This is a genomic window from Shinella sp. WSD5-1 (assembly GCF_963942435.1).
GTDB classification, from domain to species: domain Bacteria; phylum Pseudomonadota; class Alphaproteobacteria; order Rhizobiales; family Rhizobiaceae; genus Shinella; species Shinella yambaruensis.
The window spans coordinates 116880-134138 of sequence record NZ_OZ012598.1; the positions used below are offsets into that span (position 1 = coordinate 116880).

Here is a 17259-nt window from a genome sequence, read left to right on the forward strand (position 1 = left end):
GATGCCGGGAGCAATCCCGGCATCGCCCAGCCGTCTCGTCGATCTTGTCTTCCCGGGGGATACCAACCATCACGGCACGCTGTTCGGCGGCGCCGGGCTGGCGCTGATGGACCGCATCGCCTTCATCGCCGCGACCCGCCACGGGCGCGTGCCCTTCGTGACGGCATCCGTCGATCGCGTCGATTTCCAGGCCCCCGCGCGCGTCGGGGAGCTGGTCGAGCTTGTGGCGCGCGTCTCGCGTGTCGGCCGCACATCGATGACGGTGGAGGTGGAGATGGTCGCCGAAGGCCTCGTCAGCGGCGAACGGCGGCTGTGCACGCGCGGCAGCTTCAGCATGGTGGCCGTTCCGGAAGGCAAGACGCCGGGCTGGTGCCTTCCGTCGCTGGCGGACATGCGGGAGCCGCCCAGCCACGGGGCATGCACGAGCGATATCGTTTTCGCCGACCAGGCGAACAGTTCCGGCCGCATGTTCGGCGGCGAGGCACTCGCCGCCATGACCAAGGCCGCCTTCGTCGCCGCCACGCGCCACGGCCGGTGCATCACGGTGCTTGCCGCCTCCGAACGGGTCGATTTCCGTGCGCCGGTCGCCGTGGGGTTGATCGTGGATACGGTGGCCACCGTGGCCCGCGTCGGGCGTACGTCGATGACCGTCGCGGTCGAGCTCTGGTCGGAAGACCTGACGAGCGGGACCCGCACATGCACCGCGAACGGCCGTTTCGTCATGGTCGCGGTCGATCGGCAGGACCGTCCCGTTCCCGTCGGCCGTCACGAAACCGTTGATAAGCCATCATAGCCGTTGACGCATTTTTTACCTCGTCTACTATATCTTGTGTTCGAGGTTCCTTCGATTCGAGAGGATCGAAGGCTAAGACGGGAATCCGGGGCGGCATGATGCCGCGTCAATCCGGAGCTGCCCCCGCAACTGTAAGCGGTGAGCATTCGTTCGACAAAGCCACTGGGATGTATGTCCTGGGAAGGCGAACGGATGCCGCGACCCGCAAGCCAGGAGACCTGCCTCGCGCATGAACGTCCACGGGCGGGGTGTCCGGTCGGCGAGCGTTGGGGCGCGAGTGATGCCGCCCCGCCGTCTCCCCTGATGCCCCGCAGAAATGTCTCGGGGTGAAGTCATGTCGATTTTGTTTCCAGTTCCTCCGCGCGAGTAAGCGGCGCCCCGCGTCCGGCCGTTCGCGGGCGGCCGCCCCTGTCATCTCCCAGCCTGAAGAACGGTCATCGGCGGATGTCCGAACGATTCCTGATGCCCGATTGCCAAATCACGAGGAAAGCCATGTCCATCACCGTCTATTCGAAACCCGCCTGCGTCCAGTGCACCGCGACCACCCGTGCGCTCGACCGCCAGGGCATCGACTACAGCGTCGTCGATATCTCCGAGGATGCCGATGCGTTCGCGCTCGTGCAGGGTCTCGGCTATCGCCAGGTGCCCGTCGTCGTTGCCGGCGAGCAGCACTGGGCCGGCTTCCGCCCGGACATGATCAGCGCGCTCGCCTGACCCCGCGCGATGACCCGGCTCGTCTATTTCTCCAGCCGGTCGGAAAACACCCACCGCTTCGTCGGGAAGCTCGGGGTCGCGGCGCTGCGGCTCCCGGTCGACGCGGCCGGGGAACCGCCGGAGGCGGGAAAGCCTTTCGTGCTGGTCTCGCCGACCTATGGCGGGGGCGGGGAGAAGGGGGCGGTGCCGAAACCGGTCATCCGCTTCCTCAACAATCCCCGCAACCGCAGCCTGATCCGCGGCGTGATCGCGGCCGGCAATACCAATTTCGGCACCGGCTATGCCGTCGCGGGCAACATCATCTCCGCAAAATGCGCCGTGCCGTTCCTCTATCGTTTCGAATTGCTCGGGACGGACGAGGATGTCGACAACGTCAGACAGGGACTGGAACGATTTTGGACACGATGACGCTCGAAAAAGCACCGAAGGCACCGGAGATCACGGCGCTGGACTACCACGCGCTGAACGCGATGCTGAACCTCTACGACGAGACGGGGAAGATCCAGCTCGACAAGGACCGGCTGGCGGCAAAGCAGTATTTCCTCCAGCACGTCAACCAGAACACGGTGTTCTTCCACAATCTCCGGGAAAAGCTCGATTACCTGGTGACGGAGGGGTATTACGAGCAGGAGGTGCTGGACCAGTATTCCTTCAACTTCGTGCGCGATCTGTTCGATCATGCCTATGACAGGAAATTCCGCTTTCCGACCTTTTTGGGCGCCTTCAAGTATTATACGTCCTATACGCTGAAGACCTTCGACGGGAAGCGCTACCTGGAGCGCTACGAGGATCGCGTCTGCATGGTGGCGCTGACCCTGGCGCGCGGCAACGAGCAGCTTGCCCGCGGCCTCGTCGACGAGATCATTTCCGGCCGCTTCCAGCCGGCGACGCCGACCTTCCTCAATGCCGGCAAGAAGCAGCGCGGCGAGCTCGTCTCCTGCTTCCTGCTGCGTGTCGAGGACAACATGGAGAGCATCGGCCGCTCCATCAATTCCGCCCTGCAGCTGTCCAAGCGCGGCGGGGGCGTCGCACTCTCGCTTACCAACCTCCGCGAGATGGGCGCGCCGATCAAGCAGATCGAGAACCAGTCCTCGGGCGTCATCCCGGTGATGAAACTGCTGGAAGACTCGTTCTCCTACGCCAACCAGCTCGGAGCGCGGCAGGGCGCGGGGGCGGTCTACTTGCATGCCCATCATCCCGACATCATGCGCTTCCTCGACACCAAGCGCGAGAATGCCGACGAGAAGATCCGCATCAAGACGCTGTCGCTCGGCGTCGTCATTCCCGACATCACCTTCGAGCTCGCCCGCAGCAACGACGACATGTACCTCTTCTCGCCGCATGACGTGGAGCGCGTCTACGGCGTGCCCTTCACCGAAATCTCGGTGACGGAAAAGTATCGCGAGATGGTCGAGGACGGGCGCATCCGCAAGAAGAAGATCAAGGCGCGCGACTTCTTCCAGATCATCGCCGAGATCCAGTTCGAATCGGGCTACCCCTACATCATGTTCGAGGACACGGTGAACCGGGCCAACCCGATCGCCGGCCGCATCACCATGAGCAATCTCTGCTCGGAAATCCTGCAGGTGAGCGAGGCGAGCGAATTCAACGACGACCTCTCCTATTCGAAGATGGGCAAGGACATTTCCTGCAATCTCGGCTCGCTCAACATCGCCGCTGCGATGGATTCGCCGGATTTCGGCCAGACGATCGAGACGGCGATCCGCGCGCTGACGGCGGTCTCCGAGATGAGCCATATCTCCTCGGTTCCGTCGGTGGAAAAGGGCAATGACGACAGCCACGCGATCGGCCTCGGGCAGATGAACCTGCACGGCTATCTCGCCCGCGAGCGCATCTTCTACGGTTCGGAAGAAGGCGTCGACTTCACCAATATCTATTTCTACACGGTGACCTACCACGCCATCCGCGCCTCCAACCGGCTGGTGGTGGAGAAGGGTGTCAGCTTCAAGGGCTTCGAGAACTCGAAATACGCCTCGGGCGAGTACTTCGACAAATATACCGAGGCCGAATGGCTGCCGGCGACGGAGAAGGTGCAGGGCCTGTTCGCGGAAGCCGGCATCCATATCCCGACGCAGGAGGACTGGCTGGAGCTGAAGAAGGCCGTCATGGAAGGCGGGCTCTACAACCAGAACCTCCAGGCCGTGCCGCCGACGGGCTCGATCTCCTACATCAATCACTCGACCTCCTCGATCCACCCGATCGTCTCGAAGATCGAGATCCGCAAGGAGGGCAAGATCGGCCGCGTCTACTATCCGGCCGCCTTCATGACGAACGACAACCTGGACTATTATCAGGACGCTTACGAGATAGGTCCGGAGAAGATCATCGATACCTACGCGGCGGCGACGCAGCATGTCGACCAGGGCCTGTCACTGACGCTGTTCTTCCGCGACACGGCGACGACGCGCGACATCAACCGGGCGCAGATCTACGCCTGGAAGAAGGGCATCAAGACCATCTACTATATCCGCCTTCGCCAGATGGCGCTGTCCGGCACGGAAGTGCAGGGCTGCGTGTCGTGCGCGCTTTAAACCCGGGCTGCCCCTCACCCTAACCCTCTCCCCGCAAGCGGGGAGAGGGGACCTGCCCCGCCGAAGCGGGGATGTTTGTGGAAAACGGTGCGGCATATCCCTTCTCCCCGTCCGCGGGGAGAAGGTGGCGGCAGCCGGATGAGGGGCAGAGCAAGAAGATTTCGAATTCGAGGAACGCCATGAACATCCAAGTGAAGACCAAGACCCCGAAGGCGGCCACCGCCGTGCGCGCCATCAACTGGAACCGCATCGAGGACGACAAGGACCTGGAAGTCTGGAACCGGCTCACCGGCAATTTCTGGCTGCCGGAGAAGGTGCCGCTCTCCAACGACATCCCCTCCTGGGCGACGCTGAAGCCGGAGGAGCAGAAGCTCACCATCCGCGTCTTCACCGGCCTGACCCTGCTGGACACGATCCAGAACGGTGTCGGCGCAGTGAGGCTGATGGAGGATGCCGTCACGCCGCACGAGGAGGCGGTGCTCTCCAACATCTCCTTCATGGAGGCCGTGCACGCGCGCTCCTACTCCTCGATCTTCTCGACGTTGTGCCTGACGCCCGACGTGGACGACGCCTATCGCTGGTCTGAGGAGAATGAGTTCCTGCAGAAGAAATCAGCACTGATCATGGAGCAGTATGTCTCCGGCGATCCCCTGAGGAAGAAGGTCGCCAGCGTCTTCCTCGAAAGCTTCCTGTTCTATTCCGGCTTCTATCTGCCGATGTACTGGTCGAGCCGCGCCAAGCTCACCAACACCGCCGATATGATCCGCCTCATCATTCGCGACGAGGCGGTGCACGGCTACTATATCGGCTACAAGTTCCAGCGCGGGACAGAGCGGTTGAGCGCGGAGAAGCGGCAGGAGATCAAGGACTTTTCCTTCGACCTGCTGCTTGATCTCTATGACAACGAGGCGAGATATACCGAGGAGCTCTATGATGGCGTCGGCCTGACCGAGGACGTCAAGAAGTTCCTGCACTACAATGCCAACAAGGCCCTGATGAATCTCGGCTACGAAGCGCTCTTCCCGCCGGAAGCCTGCAAGGTCAACCCGGCCATCCTTTCCGCCCTCTCGCCGAATGCCGACGAGAACCACGACTTCTTCTCCGGCTCCGGCTCGTCCTATGTCATCGGCAAGGCGGTGGCGACCGAGGACGAGGATTGGGACTTCTGAGGCCGGGAGCCCGAGATTCCGCGCGGCGGGTCAGCCGTTTTCCGGCGGTCCGCCCGGCAGCCCCGTGCCGAAGCTTCGCAGTGCCCAGCGCCTGCCGTCGCTGGAAAGCGCCAGCATGCCGAGCGGCTCGACGTCGATACGCCAGATCGAGGCCAGCGGCGCACCGGTCACATGCAGGAACAGCAGCTTCAGGACGATGGCATGGGTGACGGCCAGCGTGTTGCCGCCTTTCGCATGCCGGCTCTCCAGCCAGGTCGCCGCCCGGGCCTGCACCGTCTCGAACGGCTCGCCGCCATGCGGGGTAGAGGACGGGTCGGACATCCAGCGCTGCAGGTCCTCCGGCGACCGTTCCGCCACATCCGCAACCGTCCGGCCGTTCCATCGTCCGTAGTCGGCATCCCGGAGCGCCGGGCACGATGCCGCGACGGGGGAGAAGGCGGCAGCGGTTTCGATGGCAGGACGCTCGGGTGCGTGCAGCACGGTCTCGAACCGGCGGAGGCCCCGGGCCAGTTCGCCCAGTCGCGCCTGCTCCCTGGGCAGCAGCGGATCACCGGAGGAAAATCGCGATTGCTGATTGGCCACGGTCGCGCCGCGGCACAGGATCACAAGGCGCGTGGCCCTGCCTGCGGCCGGCTTCGGCTCTTCTGCTTCCGTCTTCACGTCCATCCATGCTCCACGCTGGTCAAGGGACAAGGGACGCCGCGCTGGCGCGCCGCCGATGGATATCCATATCATCCCGGCACGCCAGTGGAATCCCGCAGCGGTCAAATCCCCGTCGCCGCATTTTGCGGGCGTGGGCTCCGCCGCTCCGCGAGCCAGTGCAGCCCGCCTGCCCTGACCGCGTCGTAGACGGCGCGCCCCAGCGAAAGGCCGACGTCGGTGTGAAGCCCGGCAAAGGGGGCTTCGGGGTTTCCGCAGGGCGAGGCGACGACGATGCAGTCCGTTCCCGTGCCGGTCACGACGTGGCCATCGCGGATGAGCCCGAGATCGATGACGGCGGCCGTACGGGCTTCGGCGGCGATCGACAGTGCCTCGATGCGCGCCGCATCGGACAACGGCGTTCCGGCATGGGCGAGGAGGTTGATCGTGCCGGCCGGCGCGCTTCCGTCGAACGGTTCGCCCACCCGGCCGGCATTGGAAAGGCCGACGGTGGCGAGGCAGGAGGAGGTGACGGCGCCGGCCTCGGCGCTGGCGAGATGGTGGTGCACGAGGCTGCGCGACGTCATGAGATGCACCGCCTCGCCATGGCCGGCGGCCTCCATGCGCCTGCGCAAGAGCGCGACGGGATCGACATGCGCCGGCAGGTCCCCGTCGCGGACCTCGAGCCAGGCGACGGAGCGTGCAATGACGAAGCCCGGCCGGGTGAGCGACCAGCTCAGCATGTTCTGCGGCTCGGTGAATTCCGCGACGAGGAAAGGCGCCGCCCAGCGGATCGAGAAGGCGTGTATGCGGCCTGCGGATCCTTCCCGTTCAATGGCCGGGCGCATCGTCGTCCGCCGCTGCGGTGTCGGAGGCCTTGTCGAAGACCGCGCGCCAGCGCGCCACCAGCTCGCAATAGGTGCTGCCGGAGAATTTTTCGGCGAGGCGGTGCTGCTGGCGCAGCGTCAGGCGCAGCGCCGCGCGGCCGAAGCGGTCAGAGGGGGCGATGAAATCATCCGGTTCGACCTTCCGGCCCAGCGCCTCCAGCACGGCCTTGCGCAGAAGCGGCAGGTCGGGGCGGGCGAACTGGTCGTAGAGACCCTGGAAGCGGGCGTGGGCGTCGATGTCGAAGTCCGTATCCGCTCCCATGCCGTCCATGACCGGGTTGGCCGGGTGGAGATAGCCGAGCGGCACCAGATGGCCGGGGATCGGCGTGTTGGCCGAATGGGTGCGGTTCGCTTTCAGGAGCTGCGGCAGGAGGTGGGTATGGGGCCCGGGCGGCGAGACACCGCCGGTATCCGGCCCGCCGATCTTCTGGAAGACCTCGACGCGGCCGATGCGCGTCAGCGCGACCCGGTGGGGATGGGCCTTCAGGATGGCGCCGCCGGCCGGATTTGCAGGATCGAACAGGCTGCGCCCGGCATTTTCCCGGAGGAGGGCGAGGAGGTCCGGATCCGCGGTACGGATGCAGAAATCGCATTGCGGCAGGCCGAGGCCCATGTCGAAGAGGATCGCCCTGCGGTCGGCGGGGCGCACCGCATCCTCGTCCGGCCCGAGTTCCGTAAGGGTATCGCGCCGGTTCCCGGCGGCCTCCCGGTGGGGCAGGCACAGGGCGACGGCGTGGCTCCAGCGGTGCGGCTTCGGGCTCAGCGTCTCGTAGGCGACGGGCTCGATCCGGTCCACCGTCACGGCATTGAGGCGGATCGCGCCGCGCCGGGTCGCCCGCACGAAGAGGGCCGGCGCATCGGCTTCGAGATATTCGCCCTTGTCCTGGTGGAATTCCGCGATGGCGCCGAAGGAGCCCATGCTCCAGCCCGCCTTCTCGTCGACGAGGTGGGTTTGCAGGATATCCCGGAGATCAGCCATGGTCGTCTTCATCCTTCTTCTGCGACAGGTCGACCGGCTGCACGATCAGGCCGCCGGCGGCGGCGCCGATGAACGCCTCGACCGTATAGACGTCTTCAAGGGTCCTTGCGGTCAGCACCGCCTCCGGCCGGCCTTCCGCATGGGCGCGGCCGCGATGCAGGAGGAGCAGCCGGTCGCACCAGCGCGCGGCGAGCGTCAGGTCGTGCATGGAGGCGATGACGATCCGGCCCTCCACCGCCAACTCCCGGAAGAGCCGCATGAGCGCGATCTGGTGCTGCGGGTCGAGCCCGGCCAGCGGCTCGTCCGCCAGCAGCACCGGCGTTTCCTGCGCAAGCGCCCGCGCGATGAGCACGCGTGCCCGTTCGCCGCCGGAAAGGCTGGTGACGGCGCGGTGGCGGAAGGCGGAAAGGTCCATGCGGGTGATCGCGGCCTCTATCGCCGCCCGATCCCGTTCCGAAGGGGCGGCGAAGCGCGCATGGTGCGGCAGGCGCCCGAGCGCCACCACGGCCTCTACGCTCATCGCCCAGGCGGTCTCGCGTTCCTGCGGCAGATAGGCGAGGTGGCGTGCGCGCTCCGCGGCACGAAGGCCGGCGAGGTCGACGCCGTCGAGGCGGACCGTGCCGCTGGCCGGCACGAGACCGAGGCAGGCGCGCAGGAAGGTCGACTTGCCGGCGCCGTTCGGACCGATGAGGCCGGTGAAGCTGCCCTTGCCGACGGTGAGCGAGACGCCGTCCACGACGCGCTTGCCGGCGAGCGTCGCCGACAGGTTCTCGATGGTGAGGATGCTCACAGCCCCGCCCTCCTGTGCGACCAGACGAGCCAGAAGAAGAAGGGGGCGCCGACGATGGCCGTCAGCACGCCGAGCTTGATGTCGCGATCCGGGGCGATGACGCGCACCAGCGTGTCGGTGCAGAGCAGGAGCGCCGCACCGCCGAGCGCGCTGGCCGGCAGCAGCCGCGAGGGCTGTGCGCCGACAAGGGGCCGCAGCACATGCGGCACGACGAGGCCGACGAAGCCGATGGCGCCCGTGACGGCGGTGGCGGCCCCGACCGAGAGCGCGGTGCCGGCAACGGCAAGCCATTGCACCCGCGCAAGGTCGACGCCCATGCTCGCGGCTGCATCGGTGCCGAGGGCCAGCGCGTCGAGCGCCCGGCCGAGACGGAACAGCAGCAGCCAGCCGGCCGCCGTGAAGGGCAGCACCAGCCAGACATGTGGCATGGAGCGGTCGGTGAGCGAACCGAGCATCCAGTACATGATCTCCGTCGCCGCGAAGGGATTGGGCGAGAGGTTGAGCACCAGCGAGGTCATCGCGCCGGCAAGGCTGGAGATCGCGATGCCGGTGAGGATGACCGTGAGCGGCCGCCCGTCCACGCCTGCCATCGCCTTGAGGACGAGGACGGCCAGCATCGCGCCGGCCAGCGCCATGAGCGGCAGGGCGAGCATGAAAAGCGCCGAAAGGCCGGTATAGATGGCGATGACGGCGCCGAGCGAGGCCGAGGCGCTGATGCCGATCAGCCCCGGCTCGGCCAGCGGATTGCGCAGATATCCCTGCAGCGCCGCCCCCGAAAGGCCGAGCGTCGCCCCGACGATGAGGCCGAGCAGCGCGCGGGGCAGGCGGATCTCCTGCATCACCAGGACGAGCAGTTCCTCGCCGCCGCCGAACAGGGCGCGAAGACTGTCGGAAAAGGCGACGTCGGCCGGGCCGATGGTGAGCGAGAGGAGAAAGAGCGCGAGGGTTATCGCCGCAAGGAAGACGAGGGTGGTCCGGAAATGGGAGCGGATGGTCACGGTGCGGCTCCCCTGGCCCGGCGTGCGGCGGCCTGCAGGGCGCGGGCGGCCTCAAGGGTGAACGGCCCGCCGCAGACGGTCAGCCGGTTTTCGAGGGGTGCCTCGGCGGTGGCCGCCGCAAGGGCGCGATAGGCCGGATGGGCGAAGTTCTGTTCGGCAAGGGCCGGCCCTTCGACCTCTGACCGGCCGCCCGCCATCAGCTCGGGATCGGCAAGGACGAGCAGTTCCAGCGGCAGGCGGGCGGTTCCCGTCATGCCCAGCATCTCGGCGATGTTGTCGAGGCCCGCGCGCTTCACCACTTCGGAAACGAGCGTGCCGGAGCCGGCGGTGTAGCTGTTGGCGAAGGTGAGGGCGGTGCGCAGCCGCGGCGTCCCTGCGGCTTCGAGCGCCGCGATCTGCGCATCCATGCCGGCGATCAGCGTCTTCGCCCGCACGGGATTGCCGAGCAGGTCGCCCATGCGGGCGAGGTTCGCGCGGACCTCGTCGAAGGAGGCTTCCGGCTGGAATTCCTCGACGCGGAAGCCGAGCCGGCGCAGCAGCGAGATGGTCGTGCGCGTCGTGTAGGTGCCGGCGAGCACGAGGTCAGGCTTCATCAGGAAGATCTCCTCCGCCAGCCCATGGTTGACGGCATAGGCGCCGGCCTCCTCCGCCATGGCCGAGGTGCCGGCGTCGCGCGCCAGATAGGAGACCGAATGGAGCTGGCCGGGCCGTGCGACGAGCATGGCCAGCTGGTCGGTGCAGACATTCATCGACACGACACGCTGCGGAACGTTGTCGGCACCTGTGGCCGCGGCCGGCCAGGCGAGGCCGGCAAGGGTCACCGCAAGCCAGCGCCGGCTGCCCATCAGAAGGTCGCCTTCAGGCCGGCGAAGGCCGTCAGGCCCGGCGTGTTGAAGCCGTAGACTTCCTGGTAGTCGCGGTCGAACAGGTTGTCGATGCGGCCGAAGACCTCCACCGTGTCGTTGACCTTGAAGCTGCCGCCGACATTGACCACCGTGTAGCCGCCGAGCGTCACGCGCGGCGGAACGAGGGTGGCGAAAACCACGTCCTTCATCCTTCCGTTGAACACCGCCTCGGCAAAGACGCGCGCCCGCTCGTCGTGGAAGACATAGGCGGCGTTCAGCGAGCCCATGTGGCGCGGCCGGCGCACCTCCTCAAGACGCGGCCCGCCGGCCTCCGCCTGCTCGGTCGCATGCGTATAGGTATAGGCGCCGGTCAGCGTGAGGCCGTTGAAGAAGTCGACCGTCGCGGAGACCTCGACGCCCTGCCGGCGGCTTTCGCCGTCACGGTTGACCGGCGTCGACGTGAAGTCCGGATTGAAGACCGTGGCGATCTCGTTTTCGAGATTCTGGCGGAAGTAGGTCACGTCGACGACGAGGCCGCCGTCGAAGAGGCTCTTCTCGACACCAATGTCCCAGCCGAGGCTTTCCTCCGGCTTCAGGTTGGGGTTGCCCTTGAACGTGCCGGGAAAATAGCCGAACTGCTCGTAGAAGGTGGGGTTGGTGACGGCGGTGCCGAGGGAGGCATGCAGGCGCGTATCGGCCTGCGGCACCTGCCAGGCCGCGCTCACCGTCCAGGTGGCGGCATCGGCGAATGCACCGTTCCAGTCCTGCCGGATGCCGCCGTTGAGATAGAACTGCTCGAAGAATTCCCCCCGGTATTCGCCGATCAGCGAATGGGTGTTGCGGCTGAAGGTTTGCGTGAGATGGGACGGCGAGAAGGTCTCGCGCTGCCATTCGTAGCCGGCGGTCAGCTGGTGCACCTGGTTTTCCAGCGCGTCATGGCGGTAGGAGGCCTGGTAGGTGGCGTTGTAGCGGTTGCCGTCGTTCCAGCTGTCGCCGAACGCTTCGGAATGATCGAAGCGGTGAAGGTCATAGGCGGAGAACCGGGCCTTCTGCGTCAACGCGCCGTCGAGCGCGCTGTTGCTGAAGCCGATGGAGCCGAGAAGCTCGCGGTTCTTCGTATAGTCGCCCACGTCATAGGCCATGGCCGTGTCGTTGTCCTGCTGGTCGAGGTCGCTGCGGCGGTTCACGTAGCGCAGCGTGCCATCGATTGTCGTCTCGGGCGAGAGGTCGACGGAGAAACGGCCGTTCAGCGTGCCGTTGCGGTCGCCGTCCTTTTCCCCGCCGATGTCGGAAATGTTGAAGCCGCCGGTGCGGCGCAGCATGCCGGAGAGCGAATAATCGTAGTTTTCCCCGCCGCCCCGGGTGGAAAGCGCGCCCATGACGGTGCCGTCGCTGCCGACCTCGGTGCGCGCGCTCGACGTGGCGGTGCCGCGCTCTCCGCGTTTCGTGATGATGTTGATGACGCCCGACATGGCGTTGGCGCCCCAGAAGGTGCTCTGCGCGCCGCGCAGGATCTCGATGCGCTCGATATCGTCGGCGATCAGGCTGCCGAAATCGAATTCGCCCTGGTCGTTGTTGTTGGCCTCGACGCCGTCGATCATCACGAGCACGTGGTTGCCTTCCGCCCCGCGCACGCGCACCTGCGTAAGGCCGCCGAAAGACCCGGTGCGCGACACGGCGAAGCCCGGCACGAGCCGAAGCGCATCGGCGACATAGCGCACCTGGTTCTTCTCGATCTGCTCCCCCGTGATGACGGTGACGGCGCGGCCGGATTTCTTGAGGTCCACCGAGGTCAGGCCGTCGGTGATGACGATCTCGTCGAGATCGGTCGGCGCATCGGCCGCGGCCCTTTCCTGGGCGTAAACCGGTGGACACAGCGCGATAACGAGCAGGGAGGCCCCCGCCAGGTGCTTTTTCATCTTTCCCCCAAGGCAGGACGCGCCTGCACGGTTTTCCACCGCGGGCAAGAGAGGATCATGGAAAAGCGGGCACTTTCCCGAACCGTCCACCGGCGCGGCGACATCGTCGACAATGTCACCGCTACGGACGGCCGCGCCCGGACACACCCCGTATCCTGGCATGGGTGACCGGCACAGGCAGGTCTCCTGACTTCCGCGTCGTCGCTATCCTCGCCTTCCCGTGCAGAACGCACAGTGGCATCGTGAGGCAAGCTCGGCGGTTACAGTTGCGGGGGCAGCCACGGTCTCGGCCCCTGATGGGTAATCCTCACCGTGTTCCCTTTTCATCCGTCGGGCTGACGGAACCTGTGTCGCGAACAAAGCTTATTGGCGGTTGCGAAGCCCGGTCAAGGGGCATAAGGCCATACCCACAGTCATGGGCGGCAGAAATTGGCCGGGCAACGGCGCCAGCACCAACGCCGTCAGGATCATGCCACCGGGGAAGGGATACGGCCGGCTCCGCAGGGAGCGAGCCTTATGGGTCCGATGCTTACCGCGCCGGGTTGGGGCCGAGGCGTGCCGTGGTGGGTGCGCTCCCCGCCCTTGTGAACCCTGGTGACGGAGGCCACGAGGTGCGCCAGCACGAGATCGATGCCATAGCGGCCTTCCTGACCCAGACGGCATAGGCCGGTTGGGTCAGTCGTCCCGCCGCCGGTTTTGGAGTGGTCGGCTGGCCGGTGCGCACTCTGCGGGCACGGGAAGGTCGTGCAGGCGCATCAGGCCGTCGATGGATGCAGCCGCGTGTCCAGGGCGAAGCTTTCCTGGAATTTCAGGGCATAGGTGCCCGGCGCGGCGCCTGCGAGAAAGATCAGGTTCCAGCTGTGCGGCGAGACCGCGCTGGGGATCGCGACGAAACGGTGCCGTCGCAGCAGGTCGTCGCCGAAGGCCTGCTGGCCCGCGCCGGGAATGCCCGGGCGCAGCCAGTTGGGATTGGGCACCGTTTGCGGATCGACGACGTGGACATCGCCGATATCGGCAATGACGGCGGCCGTCATGCGATGGGCCACCGTGTCGAGCGCATGAAATCCCTTGTGGACCGCGACTTCGAGGATTGCGGTCGCAGGATCGAGCGAGCAGTAGACCGCGCGCGTGCCCTTGCTGTTCCAGCGTCCGCCCACGCGGTAGGCGCCTTCGCCGCTATCCCAGCTCGGCGCATGGACAGCCTGGTCGAGCCGCCACGCGACCAGCTCGCTCCCGCCGAGCGCGATGGGCAGAACGGTCATGCGTAGACGCCGTATTCCAGGCGGTCGAGATGATCCTCGACCAGCTCCACGCCGGCAGGCGTGCCGAGAAGGTCGATGGGGCGGCGCTGGTCGAGCCCGATGGCCGGCCGCTCCAGCCATTGCTCGGCTTCCGCCTGCGATCCGAAAATATCCGTCGCCTTTGCGAGAATCTCGGCGAATTTCCAGGTCCGGCCGCTCTGTTCCAGGCTGAGCGGCTTGGAGGGCGTGTCCTTCCGCCGCTGCCAGGTGCGCAGGCTCATGCCCACGGCCTTTTCGAGCGATTCGTTCTTGCCGATGAAGACGAGATTGCCGACAAGGTGATCCAGCGCCGATGCGGGCAGGCCGTGCAGAAGCAGTTCATGCGCGTCAAGCGCATTGGTCAGGCGGCGCGACAGGATGCGCGAACCGCCGAGCAGGGCTTCGATTTTCTGCAGTTCGCCACCGGTTGCTGCCTGCGATGCTTTTGCTGCGACGGCCATGGTTATTCTCCCGCGTCATCTGTCGCTTGGAATATGTCATCTGTCGCATGCAATTTCAAGGCCTGGATCGCATCCGGGCCGTCTGCGGAATATGGATCCGGCCTAGTGCACCATGAAGCGCGAACTGAAGGGCAGGCTTGCGGCGCCGACGGCTTTCGGGGCTGCGGATGTCCTTCCCACGACGGCGCTCACCGAGGGGATTTCCTGCCGGATGAGGTTGCATAACGCCTCGCAGATCTCGGTGGGGACGAAGGACGAGAGCACGACGGTCTTAAGCTCGATGAATTGCAGGAGGGATTGCGTTAGCTGGATGAGGCTTTCCGCGCAGGCCTGCTGCCAGGCCGCAAGGGCCGGCCCCATGGGCGGCCATGACGGGACCTCTCCCCAGAGCTTTTCCGCCAGCGTGCTGCCGGACGGCAGGGCGCGTTCCAGCGCGAGCACGCCGACATCGTAGCTCAGCGGCGAATTGCCGTTGTAGATCTGGTGGTTGAGCACGAGGCGGCCGTGCAGGCGGGCGCCGAGATAGAAGAACAGGAAATCCTGCAACTGCCGCGCCGTGCCGAACAGGCTTTCGCCGCCTGCCGCCGCCGTGATGTCGTTCTGCACGAAAACCGGCAGGCCGAGCTCGGCCTCCAGATGGCGGTGCAGCACGTCATGGTCCGGGCCGGAGCGGATCGGCGGGGTGGGCAGCGCCAGGCCGACGCCGGCGATGCGCGCCTGCCGGCTTTCCGAAAGGCCGGCGATGGCCTGGTGGATTTCGAGCGCCAGGGCTTCCGGCGCGTCGAACGTATCGGCCGCCCTGTGCGGCATCACGCGGTGATGCTGCACATTGCCGATGAAATCGACGACGACGATGTGGGTGTTGCGGTAGCCGACGCTGACGCCGACGGAATAGGCGCCCTCGGAATTCAGCATGAGAGGCGTCGTCGGCGGGCCGACGCGACCCTTCTGCGCCGCGCCGCGCACGACAAGGCCCTCCTGTTCGAGCGAGCGCACGATCACGGAGATCGTCTGCGCCGAAAGGCCGGTCTTCTCGCCGATCTCGAGGCGGGTCGTCGCTTCGTTCTGCAGCAGCAGCGAGAGCACCAGACGCTCGTTGTGGCTGCGCACGCTCAGCGAGTTGAGGCCGCTGGCGCGGTCCGCGATGCGGAGCGGGTTGGGCGGCGCGAAACGCATGTCAGGCATGGGCGCGCTCCCCGGCAAGGGCGATGACGGTGCTGTGGAAACGCCTAGGCATCCGGCCACCCGATCGCCAGCACTTCTTGGGCAAGCGCCTCGCCGAGCTGGCGGTGCGCCTGTTCGTCGATATGAAATCCATCAGCCGGCGAGCACCGGCAGACCGTGCCGGCATCGAAGAAATGGGCCTCCAGCGAATCCGCCATGATCTCGAATTCCAGCGCAAGCCTGCGGGATTTCTCCTGCGCGCCGGAGAAGATCGATTCCCATTCCCTCAGATCGTCCAGCATCGGCGGCGGGGCGACGATCATGATCTCCGGATCGTGGCCGGCAGGGCCGGGGGACAGCTCGCGGATGTCGTGCACCAGGCAGCCGATACCCATGGCGACCTCGGATGGCGGCATGTTGAAGCGCCGTTTCAGGTCGTTGGTGCCGAGCATGATGATGATGAGGTCGAGCGGCGCGTGGCTCTGCAGGCAGGGGCGCAGATAGGTCCGGCCATTCTTCAAGGCGCCCTCGATCGGGTCGTCATGCACCGTCGTGCGGCCGCTGAGGCCCTCCTCGATGACCTGCCAGCCGGGGCCGAGCTGGCCTTCGAGAACGCCGGCCCAGCGCTGTTCCCGGCGATAGCGCTCAAGCGGCCCGCGGCCGGGAATCTGGCCGTGGGTGTTGGAATCCCCGAAGCATAGAACGGTCCGCGTCACTGTCTCCTCCACCGGGCCGTATGCCCGCAATTGCGGTTGAGACTTCGCATCCGCAGGGGCGATTTGCAAGGACGGCAGATTATTCATTCAGTCTGAATAACTATTGACAGCCGAAAGCGCCAGTGGTTTTGTGTTGGCCGGAGGAGAGTTTCAGGTCGTTTCAAAGGCTGCGGGCGAGCACCGGACATGGGTCGCGGGCTGGTGATGCCGCATGCCTTCCGGCCGGCCTTGGCCTCTTTGGACGCCAGCTTTTTGGAGGAGAAGTATGAGCAGCATCATCAGGAAAATCGGCCTGTCGGTTCTGTTGGCCGGCGTGGTCTTCGCAACGAACAGCCTGGCGCAGGACGTGCCTCTGCTCGACGGCGTGACGACCCGCGCGGACAACAATCCGACGGTGGAAGAGGGCAAATACAAGAAGGATGCCCCCTGGGTCATCGGCATGAGCAGCTTCGGCGTCAACGCCAATACCTGGACGGTGCAGGTGGCACACGAGGCGCAGGCCGCCGCCGACCGCGACACGCGCATTTCCAAGTTCATCCTGCTCGATGCCGGCTTCGACCAGAAGAAGCAGGTCGCCGATATCGAGGACCTGATCGCCCAGAAGGTGGATGCGATCATCGTCCAGCCGGTCACCTCGACCTCGGCCAATGCCAGCATCGAGAAGGCCGTGGCGGCGGGCATCCCCGTCGTGCTGCACACGGGCCGCATCGAATCCGATGCCTATACGACGGAAATCCAGGGCGGCGCCGAGCATTTCGGCAAGGTCATGGGCGATTTCCTCGTCAAGGAGCTCGGCGGCAAGGGCAATATCTGGGTGCTGCGCGGCCTCGCCGGGCACCCGGAGGACACGAACCGCTACAACGGCCTGAAGCAGGCGCTCGAAGGCAGCGAGATCACGATCACCGCCGAGGAGCACGGCGACTGGCAATATGACAAGGCCAAGAAGGTCTGCGAGACGCTTTATCTCAACGACCCCGATGTCGCCGGCATCTGGTCGTCGGGCGCGGACATGACGCGTGCCTGCGTCGACGTCTTCAAGCAATTCGGCGCGGCCATTCCGCCGATTTCCGGCGAGGGCAACAACGGCTTCTTCGGCCAGTGGATCGCCGACGGCTTCAAGTCGGTATCGTCCGAATACAGCCCTGCCCAGGGCGCTGCCGGCATCCGCGCCGCCGTTGCCCTCCTGGAAGGCAAAGCGCTCCACAAGCACTACGACTACAACCCGCCGGGCTGGGACCTCGAAAAGGTCAAGAAATACTACCGCGACGACCTTTCGGCCAATGTCTGGTGGCCGTCGGAGCTCTCCGAGGATCAGCTCAAGCAGTTCTACGCCAAGCAGTAGGCGCGCCGCAC

Annotated in this window: 17 protein-coding genes and 2 riboswitches; of the genes, 6 read left to right on the top strand and 11 right to left on the bottom strand. The window is 66.0% G+C overall.

Annotated features, from left to right (window positions below):
* The first annotated feature begins 1 nt into the window (after position 1).
* The 5 genes from AABQ55_RS27345 (at position 2) to nrdF (ending at position 5228) form a co-directional block, all read left to right on the top strand.
* Positions 2 to 793 (top strand): acyl-CoA thioesterase, encoded by a 792-nt coding sequence (locus AABQ55_RS27345; protein WP_336314404.1) that lies wholly within the window; start codon positions 2 to 4, stop codon positions 791 to 793.
* A 26-nt stretch (positions 794 to 819) separates the two neighbouring features.
* A riboswitch (cobalamin riboswitch) is annotated at positions 820 to 1033 on the top strand.
* Between the two features lie 252 nt (positions 1034 to 1285).
* Positions 1286 to 1507 (top strand): glutaredoxin-like protein NrdH, encoded by a 222-nt coding sequence (gene nrdH / locus AABQ55_RS27350; RefSeq protein WP_244770199.1) that lies wholly within the window; start codon positions 1286 to 1288, stop codon positions 1505 to 1507.
* A 9-nt stretch (positions 1508 to 1516) separates the two neighbouring features.
* Positions 1517 to 1915, top strand: a complete 399-nt coding sequence (gene nrdI / locus AABQ55_RS27355; RefSeq protein WP_272808354.1) for a class Ib ribonucleoside-diphosphate reductase assembly flavoprotein NrdI — start codon at positions 1517 to 1519, stop codon at positions 1913 to 1915.
* Positions 1912 to 4059, top strand: coding sequence for a class 1b ribonucleoside-diphosphate reductase subunit alpha (gene nrdE, locus AABQ55_RS27360; protein WP_272808353.1), 2148 nt, complete (start codon positions 1912 to 1914; stop codon positions 4057 to 4059). Before nrdI ends, nrdE begins: the two co-directional genes overlap by 4 nt.
* 179 nt (positions 4060 to 4238) lie before the next feature.
* Entirely contained in the window at positions 4239 to 5228 is a 990-nt protein-coding gene (nrdF, locus tag AABQ55_RS27365) for a class 1b ribonucleoside-diphosphate reductase subunit beta (protein ID WP_272808352.1), read from the top strand.
* 30 nt (positions 5229 to 5258) lie between these two features.
* Here nrdF and AABQ55_RS27370 read toward each other — a convergent pair whose 3' ends face one another.
* The 11 genes from AABQ55_RS27370 to AABQ55_RS27420 all read right to left on the bottom strand — a co-directional run bounded on the left by AABQ55_RS27370 (position 5259) and on the right by AABQ55_RS27420 (position 15906).
* Positions 5259 to 5894 carry a histidine phosphatase family protein gene (locus AABQ55_RS27370; RefSeq protein ID WP_272808351.1) on the bottom strand — a complete coding sequence of 212 codons (636 nt, stop codon included), beginning with the start codon at positions 5892 to 5894 and terminating at the stop codon, positions 5259 to 5261.
* Between the two features lie 98 nt (positions 5895 to 5992).
* Complete coding sequence (locus AABQ55_RS27375) at positions 5993 to 6715, bottom strand: adenosylcobinamide amidohydrolase (protein ID WP_272808350.1); 723 nt, start codon at positions 6713 to 6715, stop codon at positions 5993 to 5995.
* The gene (locus tag AABQ55_RS27380; RefSeq protein ID WP_272808349.1) at positions 6699 to 7733 is read right to left on the bottom strand and encodes a DUF6925 family protein; all 1035 of its coding nucleotides are present in this window, start codon (positions 7731 to 7733) and stop codon (positions 6699 to 6701) included. Before AABQ55_RS27380 ends, AABQ55_RS27375 begins: the two co-directional genes overlap by 17 nt.
* Positions 7726 to 8523 carry an ABC transporter ATP-binding protein gene (locus AABQ55_RS27385; protein WP_272808348.1) on the bottom strand — a complete coding sequence of 266 codons (798 nt, stop codon included), beginning with the start codon at positions 8521 to 8523 and terminating at the stop codon, positions 7726 to 7728. The genes AABQ55_RS27380 and AABQ55_RS27385 overlap by 8 nt, the downstream gene beginning before the upstream one ends.
* Complete coding sequence (locus AABQ55_RS27390) at positions 8520 to 9521, bottom strand: FecCD family ABC transporter permease (RefSeq protein ID WP_272808347.1); 1002 nt, start codon at positions 9519 to 9521, stop codon at positions 8520 to 8522. Before AABQ55_RS27390 ends, AABQ55_RS27385 begins: the two co-directional genes overlap by 4 nt.
* Positions 9518 to 10366 carry an ABC transporter substrate-binding protein gene (locus AABQ55_RS27395; protein ID WP_272808346.1) on the bottom strand — a complete coding sequence of 283 codons (849 nt, stop codon included), beginning with the start codon at positions 10364 to 10366 and terminating at the stop codon, positions 9518 to 9520. Before AABQ55_RS27395 ends, AABQ55_RS27390 begins: the two co-directional genes overlap by 4 nt.
* The gene (locus AABQ55_RS27400) at positions 10366 to 12285 is read right to left on the bottom strand and encodes a TonB-dependent receptor plug domain-containing protein (RefSeq protein ID WP_272808345.1); all 1920 of its coding nucleotides are present in this window, start codon (positions 12283 to 12285) and stop codon (positions 10366 to 10368) included. The genes AABQ55_RS27395 and AABQ55_RS27400 overlap by 1 nt, the downstream gene beginning before the upstream one ends.
* 159 nt (positions 12286 to 12444) lie before the next feature.
* Positions 12445 to 12649: riboswitch (cobalamin riboswitch) on the bottom strand.
* 391 nt (positions 12650 to 13040) lie between these two features.
* Entirely contained in the window at positions 13041 to 13547 is a 507-nt protein-coding gene (locus tag AABQ55_RS27405; protein ID WP_272808344.1) for an RES family NAD+ phosphorylase, read from the bottom strand.
* On the bottom strand, positions 13544 to 14026 hold the full coding sequence (gene parS, locus AABQ55_RS27410) for a type II RES/Xre toxin-antitoxin system antitoxin (protein WP_244770211.1): 483 nt from the start codon (positions 14024 to 14026) through the stop codon (positions 13544 to 13546). The genes AABQ55_RS27405 and parS overlap by 4 nt, the downstream gene beginning before the upstream one ends.
* 102 nt (positions 14027 to 14128) lie before the next feature.
* Positions 14129 to 15202 (bottom strand): ROK family transcriptional regulator, encoded by a 1074-nt coding sequence (locus AABQ55_RS27415; protein ID WP_336314405.1) that lies wholly within the window; start codon positions 15200 to 15202, stop codon positions 14129 to 14131.
* 53 nt (positions 15203 to 15255) lie between these two features.
* Complete coding sequence (locus AABQ55_RS27420) at positions 15256 to 15906, bottom strand: SGNH/GDSL hydrolase family protein (protein ID WP_244770213.1); 651 nt, start codon at positions 15904 to 15906, stop codon at positions 15256 to 15258.
* A 265-nt stretch (positions 15907 to 16171) separates the two neighbouring features.
* Between AABQ55_RS27420 and AABQ55_RS27425 the strand changes: the two genes are divergently transcribed.
* On the top strand, positions 16172 to 17248 hold the full coding sequence (locus tag AABQ55_RS27425) for an ABC transporter substrate-binding protein (RefSeq protein WP_244770214.1): 1077 nt from the start codon (positions 16172 to 16174) through the stop codon (positions 17246 to 17248).
* Positions 17249 to 17259: the final 11 nt, after the last annotated feature.